The 24,224-nt window shown below is 37.8% G+C and carries 20 protein-coding genes; 15 read left to right on the forward strand and 5 right to left on the reverse strand.

The genetic code is table 11. The features are described from left to right. Positions 1-170 precede the first annotated feature (170 nt). Both BCR25_RS11295 and trhO read left to right on the forward strand, forming a co-directional pair. A complete protein-coding gene (locus BCR25_RS11295) occupies positions 171-542 on the forward strand; it encodes a VOC family protein (protein WP_069663705.1) in 372 nt (123 codons plus the stop codon). A gap of 171 nt (positions 543-713) precedes the next feature. Beyond that, entirely contained in the window at positions 714-1,655 is a 942-nt protein-coding gene (gene trhO / locus BCR25_RS11300; protein ID WP_069663706.1) for an oxygen-dependent tRNA uridine(34) hydroxylase TrhO, read from the forward strand. Between the two features lie 50 nt (positions 1,656-1,705). On the opposite strand, the gene BCR25_RS11305 is transcribed toward trhO, so the two are convergent. The 3 genes from BCR25_RS11305 to BCR25_RS11315 form a co-directional block, all read right to left on the reverse strand. Next, positions 1,706-2,809: an SLC13 family permease gene (locus tag BCR25_RS11305; protein WP_069663707.1), complete on the reverse strand. Its 1,104-nt coding sequence runs from the start codon at positions 2,807-2,809 to the stop codon at positions 1,706-1,708. A 150-nt stretch (positions 2,810-2,959) separates the two neighbouring features. After that, complete coding sequence (locus BCR25_RS11310) at positions 2,960-3,697, reverse strand: amino acid ABC transporter ATP-binding protein (RefSeq protein WP_069663708.1); 738 nt, start codon at positions 3,695-3,697, stop codon at positions 2,960-2,962. A 1-nt stretch (position 3,698) separates the two neighbouring features. Beyond that, positions 3,699-5,858 carry an amino acid ABC transporter substrate-binding protein/permease gene (locus BCR25_RS11315; RefSeq protein WP_069663709.1) on the reverse strand — a complete coding sequence of 720 codons (2,160 nt, stop codon included), beginning with the start codon at positions 5,856-5,858 and terminating at the stop codon, positions 3,699-3,701. A gap of 375 nt (positions 5,859-6,233) precedes the next feature. On the opposite strand from BCR25_RS11315, the gene uvrB reads away from it, so the two are divergent. The 7 genes from uvrB to BCR25_RS20395 all read left to right on the forward strand — a co-directional run bounded on the left by uvrB (position 6,234) and on the right by BCR25_RS20395 (position 15,041). Beyond that, entirely contained in the window at positions 6,234-8,231 is a 1,998-nt protein-coding gene (gene uvrB, locus BCR25_RS11320; protein WP_069663710.1) for an excinuclease ABC subunit UvrB, read from the forward strand. Between the two features lie 37 nt (positions 8,232-8,268). Further along, the gene (uvrA, locus tag BCR25_RS11325) at positions 8,269-11,085 is read left to right on the forward strand and encodes an excinuclease ABC subunit UvrA (protein ID WP_069663711.1); all 2,817 of its coding nucleotides are present in this window, start codon (positions 8,269-8,271) and stop codon (positions 11,083-11,085) included. 435 nt (positions 11,086-11,520) lie between these two features. Beyond that, entirely contained in the window at positions 11,521-11,727 is a 207-nt protein-coding gene (locus BCR25_RS11330; RefSeq protein WP_069663712.1) for a hypothetical protein, read from the forward strand. 264 nt (positions 11,728-11,991) lie between these two features. Further along, on the forward strand, positions 11,992-12,876 hold the full coding sequence (rapZ, locus tag BCR25_RS11335; RefSeq protein WP_069663713.1) for an RNase adapter RapZ: 885 nt from the start codon (positions 11,992-11,994) through the stop codon (positions 12,874-12,876). Next, positions 12,873-13,871, forward strand: coding sequence for a gluconeogenesis factor YvcK family protein (locus BCR25_RS11340; RefSeq protein WP_069663714.1), 999 nt, complete (start codon positions 12,873-12,875; stop codon positions 13,869-13,871). Before rapZ ends, BCR25_RS11340 begins: the two co-directional genes overlap by 4 nt. A 32-nt stretch (positions 13,872-13,903) precedes the next feature. Continuing rightward, positions 13,904-14,839: a DNA-binding protein WhiA gene (gene whiA, locus BCR25_RS11345; protein WP_069663715.1), complete on the forward strand. Its 936-nt coding sequence runs from the start codon at positions 13,904-13,906 to the stop codon at positions 14,837-14,839. A 37-nt stretch (positions 14,840-14,876) separates the two neighbouring features. Beyond that, positions 14,877-15,041, forward strand: a complete 165-nt coding sequence (locus BCR25_RS20395; protein WP_169819013.1) for a hypothetical protein — start codon at positions 14,877-14,879, stop codon at positions 15,039-15,041. A 166-nt stretch (positions 15,042-15,207) separates the two neighbouring features. Here the strand turns inward: BCR25_RS20395 and BCR25_RS11350 are convergent, their stop codons facing one another. Then, on the reverse strand, positions 15,208-15,729 hold the full coding sequence (locus BCR25_RS11350; RefSeq protein ID WP_069663716.1) for a DsbA family protein: 522 nt from the start codon (positions 15,727-15,729) through the stop codon (positions 15,208-15,210). 121 nt (positions 15,730-15,850) lie between these two features. Continuing rightward, on the reverse strand, positions 15,851-16,444 hold the full coding sequence (clpP, locus tag BCR25_RS11355; protein WP_069663717.1) for an ATP-dependent Clp endopeptidase proteolytic subunit ClpP: 594 nt from the start codon (positions 16,442-16,444) through the stop codon (positions 15,851-15,853). Between the two features lie 322 nt (positions 16,445-16,766). On the opposite strand from clpP, the gene BCR25_RS11360 reads away from it, so the two are divergent. From BCR25_RS11360 to ilvA, 6 genes are all read left to right on the forward strand, one after another. Then, on the forward strand, positions 16,767-17,282 hold the full coding sequence (locus tag BCR25_RS11360; protein ID WP_069663718.1) for a hypothetical protein: 516 nt from the start codon (positions 16,767-16,769) through the stop codon (positions 17,280-17,282). A 475-nt stretch (positions 17,283-17,757) separates the two neighbouring features. Beyond that, positions 17,758-19,449, forward strand: a complete 1,692-nt coding sequence (gene ilvD / locus BCR25_RS11365; protein WP_069663719.1) for a dihydroxy-acid dehydratase — start codon at positions 17,758-17,760, stop codon at positions 19,447-19,449. Between the two features lie 13 nt (positions 19,450-19,462). Continuing rightward, entirely contained in the window at positions 19,463-21,157 is a 1,695-nt protein-coding gene (gene ilvB, locus BCR25_RS11370; RefSeq protein WP_069663720.1) for a biosynthetic-type acetolactate synthase large subunit, read from the forward strand. Position 21,158: 1 nt separating this feature from the next. Beyond that, positions 21,159-21,641 (forward strand): acetolactate synthase small subunit, encoded by a 483-nt coding sequence (ilvN, locus tag BCR25_RS11375; RefSeq protein WP_069663721.1) that lies wholly within the window; start codon positions 21,159-21,161, stop codon positions 21,639-21,641. A 53-nt stretch (positions 21,642-21,694) separates the two neighbouring features. After that, positions 21,695-22,690 (forward strand): ketol-acid reductoisomerase, encoded by a 996-nt coding sequence (gene ilvC / locus BCR25_RS11380; protein WP_069663722.1) that lies wholly within the window; start codon positions 21,695-21,697, stop codon positions 22,688-22,690. 85 nt (positions 22,691-22,775) lie between these two features. Beyond that, entirely contained in the window at positions 22,776-24,032 is a 1,257-nt protein-coding gene (gene ilvA, locus BCR25_RS11385) for a threonine ammonia-lyase IlvA (protein ID WP_069663723.1), read from the forward strand. Positions 24,033-24,224: the final 192 nt, after the last annotated feature.

Below are 24,224 nucleotides of genomic sequence, written 5' to 3' on the forward strand. Positions count from 1 at the left end.
TTCGTGATCGCTTCTCTTCCCCAAGAGAGTTAAATCAAAGAAGCAGGCAGGGACTGAAAAGAACTTGTCTGTCTTTTTTTGTCTCTTTTCAAGTAAATTTATTCGCATAAGTGAGAATAGAAAGTATATAATAGGAACGAACGCATAGTGATATAGAAAAGAGGGAAAAAATGTTTACAAATCAGATAAAAATCATGTTATATGTAACAAATGTTGAGGAATCAAGCCAGTTTTGGCAAAAAATCGGTTTTGTAGAAAAAGAAAGAGATGCAGTAGATGGGACTCTAGTTGTAGAAGTCGGGCCAAGTGATAGCTCAGATACAAGTATTGTTTTATATGACTTAGCTTTTATTCAAAAACATTCACCAGAAGTGGCAGGAAATACACCGTCACTGATGTTTTTCTCAGACGATATAGTGAGTCTTTACAAGAAAATGAAAGATGCTGGTGTTCGGGTAGGAGAAATGGTTCAATTACCAACAGGACTTGTCTTTAACTTTGCCGATAATGATGAAAATTATTTTGCCGTATCTGGACAGTAAAGAACATTCATGAAGAATTAAAAAAGCTGATCTTTTTTGAAGATCGGTTTTTTTATTGTACACTAATACACAAGCAAATATCTCGATTTCTGACTTTCTTTTTTTATATACTTGATTAGTATGAATAATAGACTGTCTTGTAAACAGTTTGTAAAAAAGGAGAAAGATAAAATGGACTATCGTGTATTACTTTACTATAAATATACACCCCTAGAAAACCCAGAACAATTTGCGAAGGAGCATTTGGCGTTTTGTAACTCTTTAAATTTAAAAGGACGGATTTTGGTAGCTTCTGAGGGAATCAATGGAACATTATCAGGAACTATTGAAGACACAGAAGCATATATGGAAGCCATGCTTGCCGATGAACGCTTTAAAGACACCTATTTTAAAATCGATGAAACGGAAGAAATGGCCTTTCACAAAATGTTTGTCCGTCCAAGAAAAGAATTGGTTTCTTTGAATTTAGAAGAAGATGTCAATCCTTTGGAAACAACGGGTAAATATTTAGAGCCAGTTGAGTTTAGAGAAGCATTACTTGATGAAAATACTGTTGTGATCGATGCTAGAAATGATTATGAATATGATTTAGGCCATTTTAGAGGAGCCGTTCGTCCAGATATCCGTAATTTTAGAGAATTACCTCAATGGATTAGAGATAATAAAGAACAGTTTATGGATAAGAAGGTTGTGACGTACTGTACTGGTGGTATTCGTTGTGAGAAATTTTCCGGCTGGTTGTTAAAAGAAGGCTTTGAAGATGTATCTCAACTTCATGGAGGGATTGCTGTTTATGGAAAAGATCCCGAAACAAGAGGTGAGTTATGGGATGGAAAAATGTATGTTTTTGATGAACGTATCAGCGTAGAAATCAATCATGTAGATAAAAAAGTCATCGGAAAAGACTGGTTTGATGGGACACCTTGTGAACGTTACATCAACTGTGCAAATCCGTTTTGTAATAAACAAATTCTGGCATCAGAAGAAAATGAAGCGAAATATCTTGGCAGTTGTTCAGATGAATGCCGCCATCATCCAGCAAACCGTTATGTAGAAAAAAATCAGTTAACAGAACAGGAAGTTGCGATGCGCTTAGAAGCAATCGCTAATTAAACAATAAAGGAACAACAGCAAAATGGTCAGTCATTTTGCTGTTGTTCCTTTTATAATAATAAGCGAAATACAACGGCGAATCCAACTAAGAAAATCAAATTTATTCCGCTAAACTTAATAAGAAACTCTTTGGATTGATTCGGATAATATTGTTTATAAATCTTAAAGCCAATTAAATTAGCAAGAGATGCAATGATCGTTCCTAAGCCTCCCACATTAACACCCCAAAATAGGGCTTGTGTTTGTGTGGTGAAAGGAGCAACAAGTATAGCAGCAGGCACATTACTGATAACTTGACTAAGAGCAATACTTCCAAAAAAAGTGGCTGAATTTGTTGTAAATTGTTTTTTGATCAGCAATGAGACGGATTCTAATTGTGCGAAATTACCAACAGCCACAAAGAAAAAAACGAATGTAGCAAGTAGGCGATAATCGACTTGTTTTAGGGTTCCCACATCATAGATCCCAAGCAATATAACAGCGATCGGAATAATAATGTAATAAGGAAAAAGGTCAAAGACACCTAAAAGGATAAACAAGCCAATCAAACTTAAGTAGCTGATTTTTCGTTTATCAATCGTCGGTAAAGGAGCCATTTGTTTTGGTATCCTGCTTTTTTTTGTCCATAAAAATGAAAGAAATAAGAACACAAGCGATACGATCAATAAAAGCAGAGACCATTGAAAGAATGTGACAGTGGATAATGAGTAATAGGAAAACAAAAATAAGTTTTGGGGGTTACCAAAAGGGAAGAAACTGCTGCCAAGATTAGCTGCGATAATCAATAAGACAGCGCCTAAGATTTTATTGTTCATATCAGGAATTTTTTTCGTGATCGTTAAATAAATAGGCATCAAGCTAAGGATAGCAACATCATTCGTTAAAAGCATTGAACTGAAAAAGGCGAGTAACGTGATATTTCTGATTAAGGCACGTGTAGTTGCAGAAATATCGATCAATTTTTCAGCAAGATAGGTCAGAATCCCTAATTTTTCGATGTTTGCGACAAGAAGCATCAATCCAAAAAGACAAAAAATCACTTTAAAATCGATCGATTCGATTGAAAATTTACCAAAGAAGCAGCTAATCAATGCGATCAAAAGTGAAAGGGAGAAGAGTAAATCATTCGTAAAAAAAGCAACAATTCGTTTCATTTAGTGATAGCCTTCCTTCTGATAAATAACTTCTTTTAATGTACGTTAGAATGATGGATTTTTCAAGAAAAAGAATGCCAATGAGTGAAAAGAATAAGCGGTATGTCTGAATGTTTCCATTCAAGATCATGCCGCCTTTAAAATGATTATTTAGATATTTAAGACTTTGTCTAAAAAGTCTTTTGTTCGTTCGTTTTGTGGATTTTCAAAGATTTGTTCTGGACTACCATCTTCTAAGAAATTACCACCATCGATAAACATCACACGATTTGCTACTTCTTTAGCGAAGCCCATTTCATGTGTGACGATCACCATCGTCATTCCTTGTTTGGCTAATTTTTTCATGACATTCAATACATCACCAACCATTTCTGGATCAAGCGCAGATGTTGGTTCGTCGAACAACATGATATCTGGATTCATTGCTAAGGCTCTCGCAATCGCTACACGTTGCTTTTGTCCGCCAGATAATGATTCGGGATAGCTGTCTTTCTTATCTGCCAAACCGACTGTTTCTAAAAGTTTGATTGCTTTTTCTTCAGCTTCTTGCTTAGAAAGGCGACCTAAATCTGTAGGAGCTAAGGTAATATTTTCCATGATCGATAAATGTGGAAATAAATTAAAATGTTGGAATACCATACCGATATGCTGACGGATTTTATTGATATTTGTATTTTTATCTGTTAAGTTCGCACCATCGATAATAATATCACCGCTAGTTGCTTCCTCTAACTGATTTAAACAGCGTAGGAAGGTACTTTTACCTGAACCAGAAGGACCGATCACACAGACAACGTCTCCTTCTTGAATCGATACATTGATATCGTTAAGAACGGTATTATCACCGTATTTTTTTACTAAATGTTCAACGAGAATTTTCTCAGCCATATTATTTCACCTTCTTTTCCAAGACTTTTGCTAGTTTTGTTAGAGCTGTGATCAAGACTAGATACATCATTGCAATTACAAAATAGACAAGTGTACTTTGCAAGTTTCTAGCAACGATGATTTTTCCTGTTTGTAGTAATTCGATCAATCCGATCGCTGATAAAATGGTTGTATCCTTCAATGAAATAACAAATTGATTGACAAAGGAAGGAATCATGATTTTGATCGCTTGCGGTAAAATGATTTTTTGCATTGTTCGATTATAGGAAAGACCTAAACTACGGGAAGCTTCCATTTGTCCTGTTGGTACAGCGTTAATACCACCCCGGACGATTTCAGAAATATAAGCACTGGCATTTAACGTCAAGGTGATAATTCCTGCGATAAACACTGGAATATTGAATCCTAAAATTCCTGGTAAACCAAAGTAGATAAAGAATGCGAGAACCATTAAAGGAATTCCGCGAATGATATCAACATAGATTGTTGCAACCACTCGTAACGCTTTGGTTGGTGAAGCACTGAATAATCCGAAAATCACACCGACGATCAACGCTAAGATAAAGGAGATCAACGTTAATTGAATAGTCATCCACAATCCGCTCAATAATCGTTTCCAGTTGTTTTGGATCATGCCGACAAATGTTGATTCATCGACCTTGTTTTCTGAAGAGCCATCTTTAATATATTTCCCGACGATTTCATCGTATTCGCCAGTTCGTTTTAATTCAGCTAATCCTTCATTGAACATTTGGATCAGTTCAGGATTTTTGCCTTTTTTAACTGCAAAACCATATTTTCCGCCTTCTTCACGAGGAATAGGAGTGATCAATGGTTGTTTTTGAGCAACGCCATAACCGATAACAGGATAATCATCCATCATCGCATCGATTTCACCAATCTCAAGAGCGCTGTATAACGCATCTGTTGTGTCCAAATATTTGATTGAGTAATCGTATTTACTTTTGTTTGCTTCAAGGAAGTCAGCACTTTCAGTTCCAATTTTAGCACCGACTTTTTTACCCTTTAAATCTTCATAAGAAGTAATGGAGTCATTGCCTTTTTTTACAGCGATTTGAATCCCGCTATTAAAATAAGGCGTCGAGAAGTCAAATGATTTTTCACGTTCATCTGTGATCGTCATACCCGCGATCATTGCATCTGCTTGCCCAGACTCAACTGCTTGAACAGCAGAACTGAAGCCGATAAATTTAAATTCGATAGTGAATCCTTGCAGTTCAGCGATACGTGTCACTAAATCAACATCGATCCCTTCGTATTTGCCATCAGAATTTTGAAATTCGAAGGGAGCGAAGGTCGAGTCACTAGCAATAACGTATGAATCCTTTTTGGGTTGGATTTTTTTCATCTTAGCATCGTCACTTGCTTCATCTTCAGTACCTGTTGAAATGTAGTTTGCAATGATGTCATCGTATTTACCAGAATCTTTTAACTCTTTTAAGCCAGCATTGAATTTTTCAAGTAATTCTTTATTTTGTCCTTTTTTTACAGCAAAACCATAAGAGCTACCGGTTTCTTTCTTACCAACTAATTGTAATTTTTGTCCATTTGTAATTGCGTAGCCTAAAACAGGATAATCATCAAAAATTGCATCTGCTTCACCATTTTCAAGAGCCTGGTAAAGCCCGGTTGCATCATCAAAGTTTTTGATTGTGTAGCCATATTTATCTTCGTTTTTCTCTAAGAATGTAGCACTTTCTGTGCCCACTTTGGCGGCAACTGTTTTTCCTTTAAGGTCCTCATAGCTTTTGATGTTATCGTTGCCTTTTTTTACAGCCATTTGCAAGCCACTGTCAAAATAAGGTTCCGAAAAATCAAATGATTTTTTACGCTCATCAGTAATGCTCATTCCGGCAATCATGCCATCAACTTGTTTTGATTGAACTGCTTGGATCGCGCTATCAAAGCCAAGAGGTTTAAGATTGACCTTGAATCCTTGATCTTCCGCAATCGCGTTCAATAAATCGATATCGATCCCAATATATTCTCCTTTGGAATCTTGAAATTCAAAGGGCGCAAAAGTCAAATCTGTTCCTATATTATATGTTTTTTCCTCAGCCTGAGCCGATTGCCCCAGTGTAAATGTTAGCAGACTTGCCATCATTACAATAAACGAAAGCAAAATGTGTTTCTTTTTCATAAAATACCTCCTATATTTACATATTGGATAATTATATAGTAAAAAAAGGGTAAAGCACAAGCTATTCGACGGGATAAAAGCAAAAAAATATCATTTCCTTACATCTTATGTCATGTAATGTGACAAACGAAGGGAGGCAAGCCGCAAAGTAAAACTATTAAATAAAATATAAATTGTTAAAAAATGCGTATACGCAATTAATTCTAAAGGTGGCGAAAATATGTTCGGTATGTTAAAATATTTGAAGAGGTTTTCCTTCAATTATGTAGCAAATATCTTGGTGAAACAAAGAGCTGCTACAGCATGCCGCTGTAAAGAACGAGTTTCAGATAATTGAATGAAAATAGTCATTTAAAATTTAAAGGAGGATGTTTAATGATACAAAGAGAGACCTCCAATACATTTGACTTAGTATCAAAATACAAGCCAGATGGAGATCAGCCAGAAGCAATCAAAAAACTAGCAGAAGGAATCGAAGGCGGAGAAAAAGCTCAAATTTTACTAGGAGCTACTGGTACAGGGAAAACATTTACGATTTCAAATGTTATCACTGAAGTCAACAAGCCAACTCTAGTGATTGCTCATAATAAAACATTAGCTGGACAGCTTTATGGAGAATTCAAAGAGTTCTTCCCCAATAATGCTGTCGAGTATTTTGTCAGTTACTATGATTACTATCAACCAGAAGCGTATGTTCCATCTAGTGATACATATATAGAAAAGGATGCCAGCATCAATGACGAAATCGATAAACTGCGGCATTCAGCGACAAGTTCATTGTTAGAAAGAAATGATGTGATTGTTGTTGCCTCTGTTTCCTGTATTTTCGGTTTGGGTGATCCAAAAGAATATAGCGAGCAAGTTGTGTCGATTCGTGTCGGGATGGAAATGGATCGCAGCCAACTCTTAACAAGTTTGGTCAATATTCAATTTGAGCGAAACGATATCGATTTTCAGCGTGGTCGTTTCCGTGTACGTGGTGATGTGGTTGAAATTTTTCCAGCTTCCAGAGATGAACATGCTTTAAGAGTTGAATTTTTTGGTGATGAAATCGAAAGAATCAGAGAAGTTGATGCCTTGACGGGAGAAATAATAGGCGAAACCGAGCATGTTGCTATCTTCCCGGCTACTCACTTTGTCACCAATGAAGATCATATGGAACAAGCCATTTCTCAAATTCAAGCTGAATTAGATGAGCGGCTAAAAGTTTTACGTAGTGAAAACAAATTATTAGAAGCCCAACGTTTAGAACAACGAACGAATTATGATATTGAAATGATGCGGGAAATGGGGTATACCTCTGGAATCGAGAATTATTCTCGGCATATGGACGGACGTTCAGAAGGTGAGCCACCGTATACATTAATTGATTTCTTTCCAGATGATTTCTTGTTGGTGATTGATGAATCACATGTAACGATGCCGCAAGTCAGAGGGATGTATAATGGCGACCGTGCCAGAAAACAAATGCTAGTCGATTACGGATTCCGTTTACCGAGTGCATTGGATAATCGTCCGCTTAGACTGGAAGAGTTTGAAAAACATGTCCATCAAGTCGTTTACGTCTCTGCGACACCAGGTCCGTATGAATATGAACAAACAGATACAGTAATCCAACAAATCATTCGTCCAACTGGACTTTTAGATCCATTGATCGAAGTACGTCCAATTATGGGACAAATCGATGACTTAGTTGGCGAAATTAACGAACGAGTGGCGAAAAATCAGCGGGTCTTTGTTACGACGTTGACGAAAAAAATGTCAGAAGATTTGACAGATTACTTTAAAGAACTAGGAATCAAAGTTAAATATCTTCATAGTGACATCAAAACGTTAGAGCGGACCGAGATCATTCGAGATTTGCGTTTAGGAGAGTTTGATGTGCTAGTCGGCATCAACTTACTGAGAGAAGGCTTGGATGTGCCAGAAGTATCGTTGATCGCTATTTTAGACGCAGATAAAGAAGGCTTCTTAAGAAGTGAGCGTTCCCTTGTTCAAACAATCGGAAGAGCCGCTCGTAATTCAGATGGCCGTGTCATCATGTATGCCGATAAAATGACGGATTCGATGCAAAAAGCGATCGATGAAACGGCTCGTCGTCGTTCAATCCAAGAAAAATATAATGAAGAACACGGTATTGAACCGAAAACGATCATCAAAGAGATTCGGGAACTGATTTCGATTTCTAAGACAACGAATGAGAAGAATGAACCATTTAAGATCGATAAATCGTATCATGAAATGACTCGTCAAGAAAAAGCTGATTTATTGATGAAGTTAGAAAAAGAAATGAAAGATGCTGCGAAAGCCCTGGACTTTGAAACAGCGGCCACTTTGCGAGATACAATTCTTGAATTAAAGGCAGCAGATTAAAAAATAGTATGTTGTTTCACAGTAAAGGAGAGACATAATGGCAAATGATAAAATTGTTATTCATGGCGCACGTGCCCATAATTTAAAGGATATAGATGTAACAATTCCGCGTGACAAAATGGTTGTAGTGACTGGTTTATCTGGCTCTGGGAAAAGCTCATTGGCTTTTGATACATTGTACGCTGAAGGTCAGCGTCGGTATGTAGAAAGTCTTTCAGCTTACGCGAGACAATTTTTAGGGCAAATGGATAAACCTGATGTAGATAGCATTGATGGGTTGAGTCCAGCTATTTCGATCGACCAAAAAACAACGAGTAAAAACCCAAGATCAACCGTTGGTACAGTAACGGAGATCAATGATTACTTGCGGCTATTATTTGCTCGTGTGGGTCATCCGATTTGTCCGAACGACAACATTGAAATCACAAGTCAATCAGTTGAACAAATGGTAGATAAGGTTTTAGAGTTACCTGAAAAAACAAAAATTCAAATTCTAGCGCCTGTAATCGTTAAGAAAAAAGGACAGCATAAAAAGATTTTTGAGCTGATCCAGCGTGAAGGCTATGTGCGGATGCGAGTAGATGGAGAAACGTATGATGTAAGTGAAGCACCTGAACTTGAGAAAAATAAAAAACACGATATTGCAATCGTGATCGATCGGATCGTGGTCAAAGAGGGAATCCGTTCTCGTTTGTTTGATTCATTTGAAGCAGCATTGCGCTTAGCTGACGGTTATGCTTTAGTAGACATAATCGATGGGGAAGAAATGCTATTTAGTGAGCACTATGCTTGTCCGTATTGCGGTTTTACTGTAGGTGAATTAGAACCGAGACTGTTTTCATTCAATGCTCCTTTTGGTGCGTGTCCTGATTGTGATGGCTTAGGGAATAAATTGGAAGTCGATCGAGATCTTGTGATTCCTGATGGAACGAAAACACTGCGTGAAGGAGCGATTGCTCCTTGGAATCCGATCAGTTCTCAATATTATCCGCAAATGTTGGAACAAGCAGCTGAAAGCTTTACTATCGATATGGATACGCCATTCAATGAGTTGCCAGAAGAACATCAAGAGATTATTCTGAATGGTTCAAATGGGGAAGTGTTCCATTTCCATTACGAAAATGATTTTGGTGGCGTTCGTGATGTCGAAGTACCTTTTGAAGGTGTTTTAACCAATATCAAACGCCGTTATCACGAAACAAACAGTGACTTCACTCGCGATCAAATGCGCTTATATATGACAGAATTAACATGTCGTACTTGTAAAGGCTATCGATTGAATCCACAAGCATTGTCTGTCAAAATCGATAATACGAATATTGGTCAAATTAGTGAGCTTGCGATTAAAAAGGCAGTTCATTTCTTTGAAACAGTGACGTTATCTGAACAAGAACAAATGATTGCAAAACCAATTTTAAAAGAAGTTGAAGACCGTTTGAACTTTTTACAAAATGTTGGTTTGGATTATCTGACACTTAGCAGAGCAGCCGGCACCTTATCTGGAGGAGAAGCACAACGAATTCGTTTAGCGACGCAAATCGGTTCGAATTTGTCTGGTGTCTTGTATATTTTAGATGAACCATCGATCGGACTGCATCAGCGAGATAATGATCGCTTGATCGAATCGCTAAAAAAAATGCGTGACTTAGGAAACACATTGATCGTGGTAGAGCACGATGAAGATACAATGCGGGCATCTGATTATTTGATAGATGTGGGACCTGGTGCCGGACATTTAGGAGGAGAAATTGTTGCAGCTGGTACACCAAGTGAAGTAGCTGAAAATCCTAAATCCTTAACCGGTCAATATCTATCTGGCAAAAAAGTGATACCTGTTCCCAAAGAACGTCGAACAGGCAATGGAAAAAAAATCAAAGTCACTGGCGCTTCTGAAAACAATTTAAAAAATGTAACAGTGGAGTTTCCATTAGGTGAGTTTGTCGCTGTAACTGGCGTTTCTGGTTCCGGAAAAAGTACGTTAGTCAATCAAATATTGAAAAAAGCTCTGGCGCAAAAATTGAATCGTAATTCCAATAAGCCAGGGAAACATAAGAGTCTTACTGGCTATAAACATATTGAAAAAATCATCGATATCGACCAAAGCCCGATTGGACGGACACCGCGAAGCAATCCTGCAACCTATACAAGTGTGTTTGATGATATTCGCGATCTATTTGCCAAAACAAACGAAGCAAAAGTACGTGGATACAAAAAAGGTCGTTTCAGTTTTAACGTAAAAGGCGGACGTTGTGAAGCCTGTCGTGGTGATGGAATCATTAAAATCGAAATGCACTTTTTACCAGACGTTTATGTCCCTTGTGAAGTATGTCATGGAAAACGTTATAACTCTGAAACATTGGAAGTTCACTATAAAGGCAAAACGATTGCTGATATTTTAGATTTAACAGTAGAAGATGCCGTTGACTTTTTCCAACATATCCCTAAAATCCATCGTAAATTGAAAACAATTGTTGATGTAGGCTTAGGCTATGTTACGCTTGGACAGCCCGCAACTACTTTATCTGGTGGAGAAGCGCAACGGATGAAATTGGCTAGTGAATTACACAAAAATTCTAATGGTAAAAACTTCTATATTCTAGATGAGCCAACGACTGGACTGCATACAGATGATATCGCCCGCTTATTGCTCGTTTTAGAAAGACTTGTCGAAGCTGGAAATACCGTGCTAGTGATCGAACACAATCTAGATGTTATTAAATCAGCGGATCATGTCATTGATCTTGGCCCAGAAGGCGGAGATGGCGGTGGAACAATTGTTGCAACAGGAACGCCGGAAGAAATCGCAAAAGTGAAAGCTAGCTATACAGGGAAATATTTGAAGCGAGTATTGTAAATTGGTCTACTCCATTTCGGAAGTATTTTCATGAAATATAAAGAAAATTTGAAGATTGTTAGAATTTTGTCTATAGCTATTGCTTTATCAGGTTTCTTACAGTAAAATCACTCACAGGTAGATATATTGTTCAACCTAATTGGTATATATCTTTCCTTCTATAAATAACCCGTTCAAAAAAGAAAAAGGCAGTTTTCATTTATATGAAGGCTGTTTTTTTTGTGCTGTTTTTTAAGTGAAATATAATTGATAAAAAAACTTAAATCAAATTAAATTAGAAAAAAATAATATATAAAAGGAAAACTCTTGTTTTTTAATTATTTTAATCTAAAAATAGTCAAAAAACGGAAAAATCTATACGTATGTTGAATGGTACTTTGATATAAAATCATGATATTCTATACATACGAAAAAAGTATGGAAGGATGATATTTTTTGGAGAAGAAAGAAATAAAAATTGGCGCTCAATATGTTTGTCATGGCTCAAGTTTCTCTTGGTTCTTTGTGGGAGAAGCAATCTCAAAAAAAGAAGACGATGTTGAAGTTAGAGTCGTTAAATGTCACCCAACCGATCGTTCGAATATAAATTGTGATGATCCGATCTTACGTTTGAATTATTTAAATGTTATTGAAGATGTATGATAACTATAGAAAAAATGAACTAATTTATAATAAGATAATCAAAGCATAATGGATTAGTTCCTAGTGTTGTCAATGCTTATCTGAACCTAAGGCGACTGAGGTATGACTCATAGAGTGATAGCTCAGTTATTTTTTTGTTTTTAATTTAAAGATATTTATCTTTATGAAAGAAAATTAAGATGAGAAAATGAATAATTGAAAAGCTTTCATTGATACGCCCGGAATGTTATAATTAATAAAATGGTTCAAAAGGGGCGCTGTAAAATGGCTGATAATTTACAATTAGTAATAATCACTGGAATGAGCGGAGCAGGTAAAACTGTCGCTATTCAAAGTTTTGAAGATATGGGGTATTTTTGTATCGATAATATGCCGCCAAGCTTGATTCCTAAATTTTGGGAGTTGATTAAAGAATCTGGCAAAGTAACGAAGATTGCGTTGGTCATTGATCTACGTTCACGTAATTTTTTTAGAGAAATTCAAGATATGCTGATTGAGCTTGAAAATACGAATCTTATCGACACAACAATTATGTTTTTAGATGCTACTGATGAAGAATTGGTTTCACGTTATAAAGAGACCAGACGAGCTCATCCTTTAGCGATGGATGGTCTGGTGACAGAAGGTATTAGAAAAGAACGGGCGATCCTTGAAGAAATCAGAGGTGATGCTCAAGTGGTCATTGATACCACCGAATTGTCACCAAGACAATTAAGAGAACGCATCAATGAAGAATTTAAATCAAGAGATACTCATGGTTTTCGTGTAGAAATGATATCTTTTGGATTTAAATATGGATTACCTATCGATGCAGATATTGTAATGGATGTGCGCTTTTTGCCAAATCCTCACTATATTCCAGAATTAAGACCGTTAACTGGTCAAGATAAATCTGTCTATGATTATGTAATGAGTTTTCCAGAAACAGAAGAATTTTATACACGTTTTATCGATCTATTAAAAAATGTGATGCCGGGCTACGAAAAAGAAGGTAAATCGAGTGTAACAGTTGCGATCGGCTGTACAGGAGGACAACATCGGTCTGTCGCTTTAACTGAAAGAGTAGGAACTGAACTCAGTCAAGACTACCACGTGAATATTACACATCGGGATAAAGGAAAGCGGAAAGAGACGGTGAATCGTTCATGAAAATGAAAACCTACCGGATCAGAAAACCCAAAATCGTGGTTGTCGGCGGCGGTACTGGCTTGCCTGTGATCTTAAAAAGTTTGAGAAACCAAAGTGCTGACATTACGGCTGTGGTAACAGTTGCTGATGACGGCGGCAGCAGTGGTGAAATTCGGGAATCTATGAATTTGACTCCTCCTGGTGATTTACGCAATGTTTTAGTTGCTTTATCAGATATGCCGCAACTATATGAAGATATTTTTCAGTATCGGTTTGATAAATCAGATAAATACTTTGCCAATCATGCAATCGGCAACCTGATTATTGCTGCTGTTTCTGAAATGCGCGGCAGTACGTATGAAGCGATTCAACTGCTCTCTAAAATGATGCACGTGGATGGACATATTTTTCCTTCATCAGAGAGACCGTTGACCTTACATGCAGTTTTCAAAGATGGATCAACTGCTACTGGTGAATCAAATATTGCACTTGATCGTAAAACAATCGATTATGTGTTTGTAACAAATACAAACGATGATGAACAACCTAAGGCTGCCAGAAAAGTTGTAAAAGCAATCGAAGAAGCAGATATGATCGTTTTAGGGCCAGGCAGTATGTTTACAAGTATTTTACCTAATTTAGTGATCAATGAAATTGGCGAAGCGATCATCAATGCTGAAGGAGAAGTTGTTTATATCTGCAATATTATGACGCAAAAAGGTGAGACTGAACATTTTACCGATGCCGATCATGTATGTGTGCTGCATGATCATCTGAAGAGTAAATTTGTTGATACCGTTTTGGTCAATACAGAAAAAGTTCCAGAAGGCTATATGGATCCTGAAATTTATGATGAGTACCTTGTCCAAGTTGAGCATGATTTTCAAAAACTAAGAGCGGAAGGCTGCCGCGTCATTTCTACTGACTTTTTAAAGTTGAGAGATGGTGGTGTTTTTCATGATGGAGACAAGGTGGTTGATGAGTTATTCCGAATAGTATTCGGTGCCAGATATTAGATAATTAAAAAGTAAGAGAGGGGGAGAGAACAGTGTCTTTTGCCTCAGATGTAAAAAAGGAACTAACAACTTTAGAGGTTCATCGAGAACATGCCAGAGCAGAATTAGCTGCATTGATTCGAATGAATGGTTCATTAAGTATTGTGAACCAGCAATTTGTGCTAAATGTCCAGACAGAAAATGCAGCAATCGCTAGACGGATCTATTCTCTTTTGAAAGATCATTATGATGTTCGTTCAGAGCTGTTGGTTCGAAAAAAAATGAAACTAAAAAAGAATAACGTCTACATTGTACGTTTGAAACAAGGAACCAAAAATGTCCTTGCCGATTTAGATATTTTGGACGGGATGATGTTCAATACGCGTGTTTCAGACGATATCATGGGAAATGCGCAAAAAATGCGCTCCTATTTGCGAGGCGCCTTTATGGCTTCTGGTTCGGTGAACAATCCAGAAACAAGCCGTTATCATTTAGAAATCTTTTCGATTTATGAAGAGCATAATGAGGACATCTGCCAAATGCTGAACTATTATGATTTAAATGCCCGCACCTTAGAACGTAGAAATGGTTATATTTCTTACTTAAAAGGAGCTGAGCGCATCGCAGACTTTCTAACCTTGATTGGCGCTACTAATTCTATGTTGAAATTCGAGGACGTACGCATTGTTCGAGACATGCGTAATTCGGTCAATCGTCTTGTGAATTGTGAAACTGCGAATCTAAATAAAACGATCGATGCAGCATCCAAGCAGATTGAAAATATTCAATATATTGAAAGTGTTGTAGGCTTAACAGCATTGCCAGAAAAATTGCAGGAAATAGCTGAATTGCGTTTAGAATATCCCGAAGTGAGTTTAAAAGAACTTGGCGAAATGATCCCTTCCGGAGCAATTTCAAAGTCAGGAATCAATCACCGCATTCGAAAAATCAATGAGTTTGCGGATAAGCTCAGAGAAAAGAGTGCATAAATCAAGTCGCTTAAAAAAATAAAAATGAGGTGAAACAATGGGTGTTGAAGAGAAAGATTTTATTATGCGGCAGATCAAACAACTAGGTGAAGGTTTGGGTGAATTTTTAGGCAAAGAAGACGTAGATAAAATTTTGAACTTTGAAGAAGATGCTCAAGCAGAAAAAGAAGATTCTAAAAAAACAGAAAAAACGGACGAATAGATTAAAAAAAAGGAAGTATGAGATAAAGGTCATTTATCTCGACTTCCTATTTTTTAATCTGAAATTTTTCTGGAACAGTTATCAAAAGCTAAACAATCAGTTCTTCTACCAAAGAAAAAGCATGGGAGCTGAAGGTACTTCTAATAGTGGTTCTAGAGAGCAGATTTTATTTTCCTTCTATATAGCTGATCAATTCTTCTTTTGTTACGGATTCATCAAAAATATGATCGCCAATGACGATGGTTGGAACAAATTTTATATTCGCTGCATTGGCTTCGTTGATGACAGAATCGATGATTGCAGGCTGTTTCTTTTCTGCAAGCTGTAGATTATCTTGGGCAAATATAGCTACATCAGCCAATGAAAGATTGCCCCATTGATCTTGAGTGTCATACATTTGCTTTATGCTAAGTAATCCTTTTTCGGGTAAATCATAATCAATATAGTGATGCATCACATTACCGCGCTGCAAGCTTTCTTTTTCCTTATCAAATAGCTTGATGACCCGTTGGACTTTGCCTTCTTTGACATAGCTGTCTAATAAATCAAATGATTCTTCAAACCATTTTTTGCAGTAAGGACAACGAACATTCATGAATTCGACCATCTTTATTGGTGCTGAATCGCTACCAATCATTAGACCATTTGCTGCTGTGACTTTTGTTCCATCAATAACTGAAATATCCATAGTATACTTCCTTTCAATTTATCTATCTTAAGTGTAGCACATTTTACCATCGTTTAATCGGATTTTTTTGGGGCTAAGGCATTACTCGAAGAGTTATGCCTTAGCCCCAGTTTATTTTTTTCTAATTTAACGCGCTGCTATTTTCCATCACTTCATCGATCAAGCCATATTCTTTTGCTTGTTGTGCCGTCATAAAGTTATCACGATCCGTGTCACGTTCGATGATTTCTAAAGGTTGTCCTGTACGTTCTGCTAGAATTTTATTCAACCGATCACGCGTATCTAGGATGTGTTTCGCTGCAATTTCAATTTCAGTTGCTTGACCTTGTGCGCCTCCTAGTGGTTGGTGAATCATGATTTCTGCATTTGGTAAGGCAAAACGTTTGCCCTTATGTCCTGCTGTCAATAAGAAGCTGCCCATTGAAGCCGCCATTCCAAGAACGATCGTTTGGACATCCGCTTTTACAAAATTCATTGTATCAAAAATTGCCAAACCGGCAGAAACGCTTCCGCCAGGGGAGTTGATGTAAATATAGATATCTTTTTCAGAGTCTTGCGCATCCAAGAATAATAATTGAGCAATAACTGAGTTTGCCACGTTATCGTCGATGGGACCACTCAGCATGATGATTCTATCTTTTAATAATCTTGAATAAATGTCATATGCTCTTTCTCCGCGAGATGACTGTTCAATGACTGTTGGTATTAAGTTCATAGTATATTCCTCCTATATAAAAAGCTCTTCAAATCATTTTATCACAAAGCATACCTGAATGCTTAAAAAAAGTATACTTTATTGGTCAAAAAAGGTCAACTCAAATGAACTGGAAATAGTAGAGTGAAATGATAGTGAATATACGCTGTATTCTGTTTCTATACAAGCTTTGAAAAGAGGGGAAAGACAACAAATTAGAGAGTAGTCGGAGAGAAGTTAATTGAACATATAAAACAAATAGGCTTTTTTCTCTATTTTTTTACGCTTGTGAAAGAGTATGTTATACTGAATTAGCCAAGAAAAAAAGAGTGAGGGGATCCAGATGATTGTTTTTATCGCAGGGATGACAGGTGTTCTAGTAGGTGCAGTGATTGTATCTGTGGGGGTTGCCTTACGAGTGACTTATGAAGAACGAAAAGCCCTACGTTATCGGGAATTAGAACATTTTGTAAAAGAAATCGAAACATTAAATCTTTTGAACAAAAAAATCAACGAGATTTTACAGAAAAGAGATATTTACGTAGATAAATCTGTCAATTTTATTTCTATGGATGATTGCTATATCAGTATTGATGATTTTATTTATTTAGAATCTTTTTCTGCTCAAAACAATTTTTATTTACCAACGTATCTCGTGGAAGAATTTTTTAAGAAAATTGCTCACAGAAAAGTGATTTTGACTCCAGATGAAGTAATTTCAATGGGCGGCAGTACCTATAAAGGCGGGAAAGTCATTTTAGAGAATTTCTCCGAAGAATTGATGACTATTATAGAAGATAAGAAAAGACAGATGAAACGTCTTTCACACAAGCCATTATATTATTTTCAAAAAGGATAAAAATAAAGATCGAGAAAAAAGTAGCTACTTTTTTCTCGATCTTTATTTAGTTTGAACATGGAAACGAAATTGCCTTTATGCTTTGTTTCGTATTTTTTTACTTTCATCACATTAAGTCATATAACTGAGACAAACGTTTTCGGAATTTTCAGAATTTTTTTGCCATTTTTTATTGACATTCTCATTTTTTAGGTTTATAGTTAACAAAAGCTTTTATTTATCACATGAAATTTTAATCTTTATAGATTTTGACCAAGGAGACCATTGCCATGAAAAAGACAAACAACAATCACGTATTAGTCATTATTTTATTGTGTAGGACTTAGAACACTGAGAAATTTCGCAGATGTTTGAGTCCTGTTTGTCTTTGGTAAATGGGATTCTTACTAAGACATCCCATTCATTTGATGGGATGTTTTTTTTGTAGAAGGATTGTAAAGAAGAAAGAAGATAACTGAATTGGAGTGGATGAACAATGCGTAGTGATCAAATAAAAAAAGGAATCGAGGCAGCGCCTGCAAGAAGTTTGCTGTATGCAACAGGTCAAGTAAAAAATGCTAGAGATATGGAGAAGCCTTTTATTGCGGTTTGTAATTCATATATCGATATCGTACCTGGACATGTCCATCTACGGGAGCTGGCAGATGTTGCCAAAGAAGCGATTCGAGAAGCAGGAGGCATTCCATTCGAGTTTAATACAATTGGAGTGGATGATGGGATCGCGATGGGACATATTGGGATGCGCTACTCCTTACCGAGTCGAGAGATCATCGCAGATGCAGCCGAAACGGTGATCAACGCTCATTGGTTCGATGGTGTTTTTTATATTCCAAATTGCGATAAGATCACTCCAGGAATGCTGATGGCAAGTGTTAGAACAAATGTTCCAGCGATTTTTTGCTCGGGCGGCCCGATGAAAGCAGGTGTCGACCCTAGAGGACACACGACAACCTTATCTTCAATGTTTGAAGCAGTCGGCACTTTCAAAGAAGGAAAAATGACAGAAGAAGAATTCAAATTCATGGAAGAAAATGCTTGTCCTACTTGTGGTTCTTGTGCAGGGATGTTTACAGCAAACTCAATGAATTGCTTGATGGAAGTACTGGGGTTAGCTTTACCAGGAAATGGTACGATTTTAGCTGTTTCAGAGGAACGCAAAGAATTAGTCAGAAAGTCAGCGTTTCATTTGATGGATTTAGTCAAAAAACAAATCAAGCCAAGAGATATTGTGACCAAAGAAGCAATCGATGATGCGTTTGCTTTAGATATGGCTATGGGCGGTTCAACAAATACAGTGCTTCATACACTAGCTATCGCGAATGAAGCAGAGATCGATTACAACTTGGAAGAAGTCAATGAAATTGCCAAGCGTGTACCCTACCTTTCAAAAATTGCGCCATCATCTGCTTATTCGATGCATGATGTCCACGAAGCTGGCGGTGTGCCGGCGATCATGAAAGAACTTGTCGATCTAGGTGATGCGATCCATCCCGATCGAATCACAGTAACAGGAAAGACGATTCGAGAAAATGTTCAAGACGCTGTTATCAAAAATGAAGAGGTCATTCATCCAAAAGAAAATCCATATAGCCCAGTCGGTGGTTTATCGATTCTCTACGGAAATATTGCCCCTAAAGGCAGTGTTATAAAAGTGGGTGGTGTCGATCCATCTATTAAAAAATTTGTGGGCAAAGCAATTTGTTTTAGTTCTCATGATGAAGCAGTTGAAGCAATCGATAATCATACAGTGAAAAAAGGACACGTTGTAGTAATTCGTTATGAAGGACCAAAAGGCGGGCCTGGAATGCCGGAGATGTTAGCACCAACCTCAAGCATTGTCGGACGCGGCTTAGGAAAAGATGTTGCACTGATTACAGACGGCAGATTCTCTGGAGCAACGCGAGGGATCGCTGTTGGTCATATTTCGCCAGAAGCCGCAGCTGGCGGACCAATTGCTTTGATTGCTGATGGGGATGAAATTGAAATTGATTTGACCAATCGGACACTGGAACTGCATGTTTCTGAAGAAGAGTTGGCGAGAAGAAACGATCAATTACCGAAATTCAAAGCGAAGGTAAAAACAGGATACTTAGCGCGGTATACGGCTTTGGTCACTTCAGCTCACACAGGTGGGATCATGCAGATTCCAGAAGATTTGCTAGATTAAAGGAGGGAAGTTCATGGTGGAACAACAGAAAAAAATGAAAAGTGGTTCAAGGATTTTGATTGATGCGTTGTTGAAACAAAAGGTTGATATGATTTTTGGCTATCCAGGCGGAGCTGTCCTTCCTCTCTATGACGCATTATATGATGGAGATATTCCACATATTTTGACAAGACATGAACAAGGGGCAGTTCACGCTGCTGAAGGCTATGCAAAAGCGACTGGAAAACCAGGTGTAGTTGTTGTTACTAGTGGTCCAGGGGCGACAAACGCCCTTACTGGAATTGCTGATGCGATGAGTGATTCAATTCCAATGATCGTTTTTACAGGACAGGTTGTCACAGATGGTATTGGAAAAGATGCATTTCAAGAAGCAGATGTCATCGGTCTGACGATGCCAATCACTAAAAACAATTATCAAGTTCGAGATACTAAAGAGCTTCCACGAATCATCGAAGAGGCTTTTCACATTGCCACAACTGGTAGAAAAGGACCTGTTGTCATCGATCTGCCAAAGGACATGACCGTGATGGAGGCCGCTGCTGATACTGAGGTGAAACTTCATTTACCAAGCTATCAGCCGACGATCAAGCCGAACAAGCTTCAGGTAAAAAAACTAATGGAGGCACTATCAGTGGCGAAAAAACCACTCGTATTAGTTGGAGCTGGTGTTTTACATGCAAATGCAGGTAAAGAATTAGTTGAATTCATTACCAAATATCAAGTGCCGGCATTGAGCTCATTACTTGGCTTAGGTGCGGTACCGACAGAACAGGAATTATTTTTAGGAATGGGCGGTATGCATGGGTCATTCGCTGCAAATATGGCATTGACTGACTGTGATTTACTGATAAATATTGGTTCACGTTTTGATGATAGACTTGCTAGTGCACCAAAAGAATTCGCTTCTAATGCGTTGATTGCTCATATAGACATTGATCCAGCTGAGATCGGCAAGATTATTGAAACGGATATACCGATCGTTGCTGATGCTAAAGAAACGTTGAAAGAGATGCTGGCAATTGATATAGCTGGTACAGAATGGAGCGATTGGAACAAGCTCAACCTTACAAGAAAAAAACGGCACCCATTTCATTATGATAAAGAGCAACAGGCAGAGATCAAGCCGCAAAAAGTAATTGAGTTCATTGGTGAATTAACACAAGGGGAAGCAATTATTGCGACAGATGTGGGACAGCATCAAATGTGGGCCGCTCAATTTTATCCATTTAAAAACGAAAAGCAGCTTGTGACTAGCGGTGGATTAGGAACGATGGGGTATGGTGTGCCTGCGGCTATTGGGGCAAAATTAGGTTGTCCGGATAAAGAAGTGGTTCTCTTTGTTGGTGATGGCGGATTTCAAATGACGAACCAAGAATTAGCTATTTTAAATGAATATAATATTCCAATCAAAATCGTGATTTTAAATAATCAATCATTAGGAATGGTTCGTCAGTGGCAAGAAAGCTTTTTCAACGGACGTCGGTCAGAATCTGTTTTTTCTAGTCAGCCTGATTTTGTAAAAATGGCAGAAGCCTATCATATCAAAGGGGTTAGAATCGATGATCCTACAACCTTGGAGAACGATTTGACAACTATTTTTAAAGAAACTGGACCTGTACTGATTGAAGTGATGGTATCACCAACAGAACACGTATTACCAATGGTTCCAGCTGGCAAAGCCAACTATCAGATGCTGGGGGTGGAGTAAAATGAGACGAATTATTACAGCAACTGTCAACAATAATTCTGGTGTGTTGAATCGTTTTAGTGGTGTATTGACACGTAGACAAGTGAACATCGACAGCATTTCTGTCGGTCCAACAGAACAGGAAAATGTTTCGAGAATCACGATCGTTGTCCAAGTCGCCGATTTAAATGAAATCGAACAAGTCACGAAACAATTAAATAAACAAATTGACGTGATCAAAGTCTCAGATATTACAGATGACGCTCATTTGGAACGAGAACTAGCATTGGTCAAGGTCAACGCACCAGCTGCCGCACGAGCAGAATTATTTTCAGTGATCGATCCATTTCGAGCAAACGTTATTGATGTAGGGACTCGTTCTGTCGTGATTCAAGTTACAGGTACTAGTGAAAAAATCAGCGCATTTGTCGATGTCGTTGCACCGTACGGCATCAAGCAGTTAGCACGAACAGGCGTGACAGGATTTACAAGGGGCAATCATTAAAAAAGGGTTTAAAGCATACGCTTATAAGCATAAAAAATTTGGAGGGTTCAAACATGGCAAAAGTATATTATGATCATTCAGTAGAAAACAATCAATTAGAAGGAAAAACAATCGCAATCATCGGCTACGGTTCACAGGGACATGCCCATGCACAAAACTTGCGTGATAACGGCAATCAAGTGATCATCGGCATTCGTGAAGGAAAATCAGCAGAAGCTGCCCGTAATGACGGCTTTGATGTATTCCCAGTTGCAGAAGCATCTAAACAAGCAGACGTTGTGATGATCTTGGCACCAGATGAAATCCAAGGAGATCTTTACGACAAAGAAATTGCACCAAATTTAGAAGCAGGCAATGCGTTAGCGTTCGGTCATGGCTTCAATATTCATTTTGAGGTAATCGCACCACCAAAAGATGTCGATGTATTCCTAGTTGCTCCTAAAGGACCTGGTCATCTTGTTCGTCGTACCTTTACAGAAGGCTTTGCTGTACCAGCACTATTTGCTGTTTATCAAGACGCTTCTGGCAACGCAAGTGACGTAGCATTATCATATGCTAAAGGAATCGGTGCAACACGTGTTGGTGTATTGGAAACAACCTTTAAAGAAGAAACAGAAACTGATCTATTTGGTGAACAGGCAGTGCTATGTGGTGGTTTGACAAGCTTGATCGAAGCTGGTTTTGAAACATTGACAGAAGCTGGGTATCAACCCGAGCTAGCTTATTTTGAAGTTTGTCATGAATTAAAACTAATCGTAGATCTTATTTATGAAGGAGGATTTGAGAAAATGCGTAATTCTATCTCAAACACTGCGGAGTATGGAGACTATGTTTCAGGACCACGTGTTGTAACAGCTGAAGCGAAAGCCAATATGAAAGAAGTTCTTACAGATATCCAAAATGGTAAATTTGCGAAGGGCTTTATCGATGACAATAAAAACGGCTTCAAGGAATTCAATCAAATGCGTAAAGATAATGCGGGACATCCAATCGAGAAAGTTGGAGCAGAGTTACGTAAAATGATGCCTTTTGTTTCAAGAGAAGACTAAAATAGAAAACGAATAAGAGGCTGAGAGACTAGCAAAATGCTTCTATCTCAGTCTCTTTTATTTACAGAACAAAGGTGGGGAGAATTTGTCAAAACTAACAAAAGCAGACGTTGAACAAGCATATGCTACATTAAAAAAGGTAGTAACAAAAACACCGTTACAGTACGATATGTATTTGTCTCAAAAATACCAGTGCAATGTTTATTTAAAAAGAGAAGATTTACAGAAGGTTCGTTCATTCAAATTAAGAGGAGCTTATTATGCGATTAAACAAACGCCACATGAAGTGTTGAAAAATGGTGTTGTCTGTGCCAGTGCAGGAAATCATGCGCAAGGAGTGGCCTTTACATGTCATGAAATGAATGTTGCCGCAACTATTTTTATGCCAACAACTACACCGCAGCAAAAGATTTCTCAAGTGAAGTTTTTTGGTGGAGATGAAGTAACGGTCCAATTAATTGGAGATACCTTTGATGCATCTGCTAAGGCTGCCAAAGAATACGCTGAGATACATCATCAAGCATTCATTGATCCCTTTAATGATTTAAATATCATGGCGGGTCAAGGAACAGTGGCAGTTGAAGTATTTCAGGAAGCCCAAGAGTCTGAATTTCAGGTGGATTATTTGTTAGCAGCAATCGGCGGTGGCGGTTTAGTGAGTGGTGTTTCTACCTATACTAAAAGCATCAGTCCGACCACAGCAGTAATTGGTGTCGAACCACTTGGGGCGCAATCGATGCGGGCAGCTTTTGATGAAGGAAGACCCGTGATGTTGGATAGTGTAGAAAAGTTTGTAGACGGAGCAGCGGTCAAGCAAGTCGGAAACTTAACCTATGAACAGACGCTTGCGTACGTCGATGAACTGTTGGCGGTTGATGAAGGGCAAGTCTGTTCAACAATTTTAGAATTATACACAAAACAGGCAATTGTTGTGGAACCGGCGGGAGCGTTGAGTGTTTCGGCACTGGAACTAATGAAAGACGAAATCCGCGGAAAAAATGTGGTCTGTATTATCAGCGGCGGTAATAATGATATTAATCGTATGGAGGAAATCGAAGAACGCTCTTTGATTTTTGAAGGACTTAAACATTATTTTGTCATTAATTTTCCTCAGCGTCCAGGAGCGTTACGAGAGTTCGTGACGGATATTTTAGGGCCAGATGACGATATTACTCGTTTTGAGTATACAAAAAAAGTCAATCGTGGGACAGGTCCAGTCGTTTTAGGGATTTTATTGAAGAATAAGGAAGAATTGCCCAATTTGCTCGATAAAATGGCTCAATTTGATCCTAAATATATTGATTTGAGTGATAATCCTTCCTTATATGCATTACTAGTTTAAATTTTAGTAATGATCAAATGTAATTGAGAAAATACTCGATTTATATAAAAAAAGTAAAGACAATAGACTATACTCCCTAATAATAAGAAGGGGGTGCCTTTTCTTACCTAGTAGAGAGCCTATCAAAACAGATCGTTTGTTTTGATTCAGCCTCTCTTTTTTTGTTGTTCATTTCCTTGATAGATAAAAAAT

The sequence above is a fragment of the Enterococcus termitis genome (assembly GCF_001730305.1).
GTDB classification, from domain to species: Bacteria; Bacillota; Bacilli; order Lactobacillales; family Enterococcaceae; genus Enterococcus_L; species Enterococcus_L termitis.

What these genes read in the sequence shown, in the direction of transcription:
- BCR25_RS11295 (WP_069663705.1), top strand. Translation starts at nt 171, where the DNA reads ATGTTTACAAATCAGATAAAAATCATGTTATATGTAACAAATGTTGAG.
- trhO (WP_069663706.1), top strand. Translation starts at nt 714, where the DNA reads ATGGACTATCGTGTATTACTTTACTATAAATATACACCCCTAGAAAAC.
- BCR25_RS11305 (WP_069663707.1), bottom strand. Translation starts at nt 2,809, where the DNA reads ATGAAACGAATTGTTGCTTTTTTTACGAATGATTTACTCTTCTCCCTT.
- BCR25_RS11310 (WP_069663708.1), bottom strand. Translation starts at nt 3,697, where the DNA reads ATGGCTGAGAAAATTCTCGTTGAACATTTAGTAAAAAAATACGGTGAT.
- BCR25_RS11315 (WP_069663709.1), bottom strand. Translation starts at nt 5,858, where the DNA reads ATGAAAAAGAAACACATTTTGCTTTCGTTTATTGTAATGATGGCAAGT.
- uvrB (WP_069663710.1), top strand. Translation starts at nt 6,234, where the DNA reads ATGATACAAAGAGAGACCTCCAATACATTTGACTTAGTATCAAAATAC.
- uvrA (WP_069663711.1), top strand. Translation starts at nt 8,269, where the DNA reads ATGGCAAATGATAAAATTGTTATTCATGGCGCACGTGCCCATAATTTA.
- rapZ (WP_069663713.1), top strand. Translation starts at nt 11,992, where the DNA reads ATGGCTGATAATTTACAATTAGTAATAATCACTGGAATGAGCGGAGCA.
- BCR25_RS11340 (WP_069663714.1), top strand. Translation starts at nt 12,873, where the DNA reads ATGAAAATGAAAACCTACCGGATCAGAAAACCCAAAATCGTGGTTGTC.
- BCR25_RS20395 (WP_169819013.1), top strand. Translation starts at nt 14,877, where the DNA reads ATGGGTGTTGAAGAGAAAGATTTTATTATGCGGCAGATCAAACAACTA.
- BCR25_RS11350 (WP_069663716.1), bottom strand. Translation starts at nt 15,729, where the DNA reads ATGGATATTTCAGTTATTGATGGAACAAAAGTCACAGCAGCAAATGGT.
- clpP (WP_069663717.1), bottom strand. Translation starts at nt 16,444, where the DNA reads ATGAACTTAATACCAACAGTCATTGAACAGTCATCTCGCGGAGAAAGA.
- BCR25_RS11360 (WP_069663718.1), top strand. Translation starts at nt 16,767, where the DNA reads ATGATTGTTTTTATCGCAGGGATGACAGGTGTTCTAGTAGGTGCAGTG.
- ilvD (WP_069663719.1), top strand. Translation starts at nt 17,758, where the DNA reads ATGCGTAGTGATCAAATAAAAAAAGGAATCGAGGCAGCGCCTGCAAGA.
- ilvB (WP_069663720.1), top strand. Translation starts at nt 19,463, where the DNA reads ATGGTGGAACAACAGAAAAAAATGAAAAGTGGTTCAAGGATTTTGATT.
- ilvN (WP_069663721.1), top strand. Translation starts at nt 21,159, where the DNA reads ATGAGACGAATTATTACAGCAACTGTCAACAATAATTCTGGTGTGTTG.
- ilvC (WP_069663722.1), top strand. Translation starts at nt 21,695, where the DNA reads ATGGCAAAAGTATATTATGATCATTCAGTAGAAAACAATCAATTAGAA.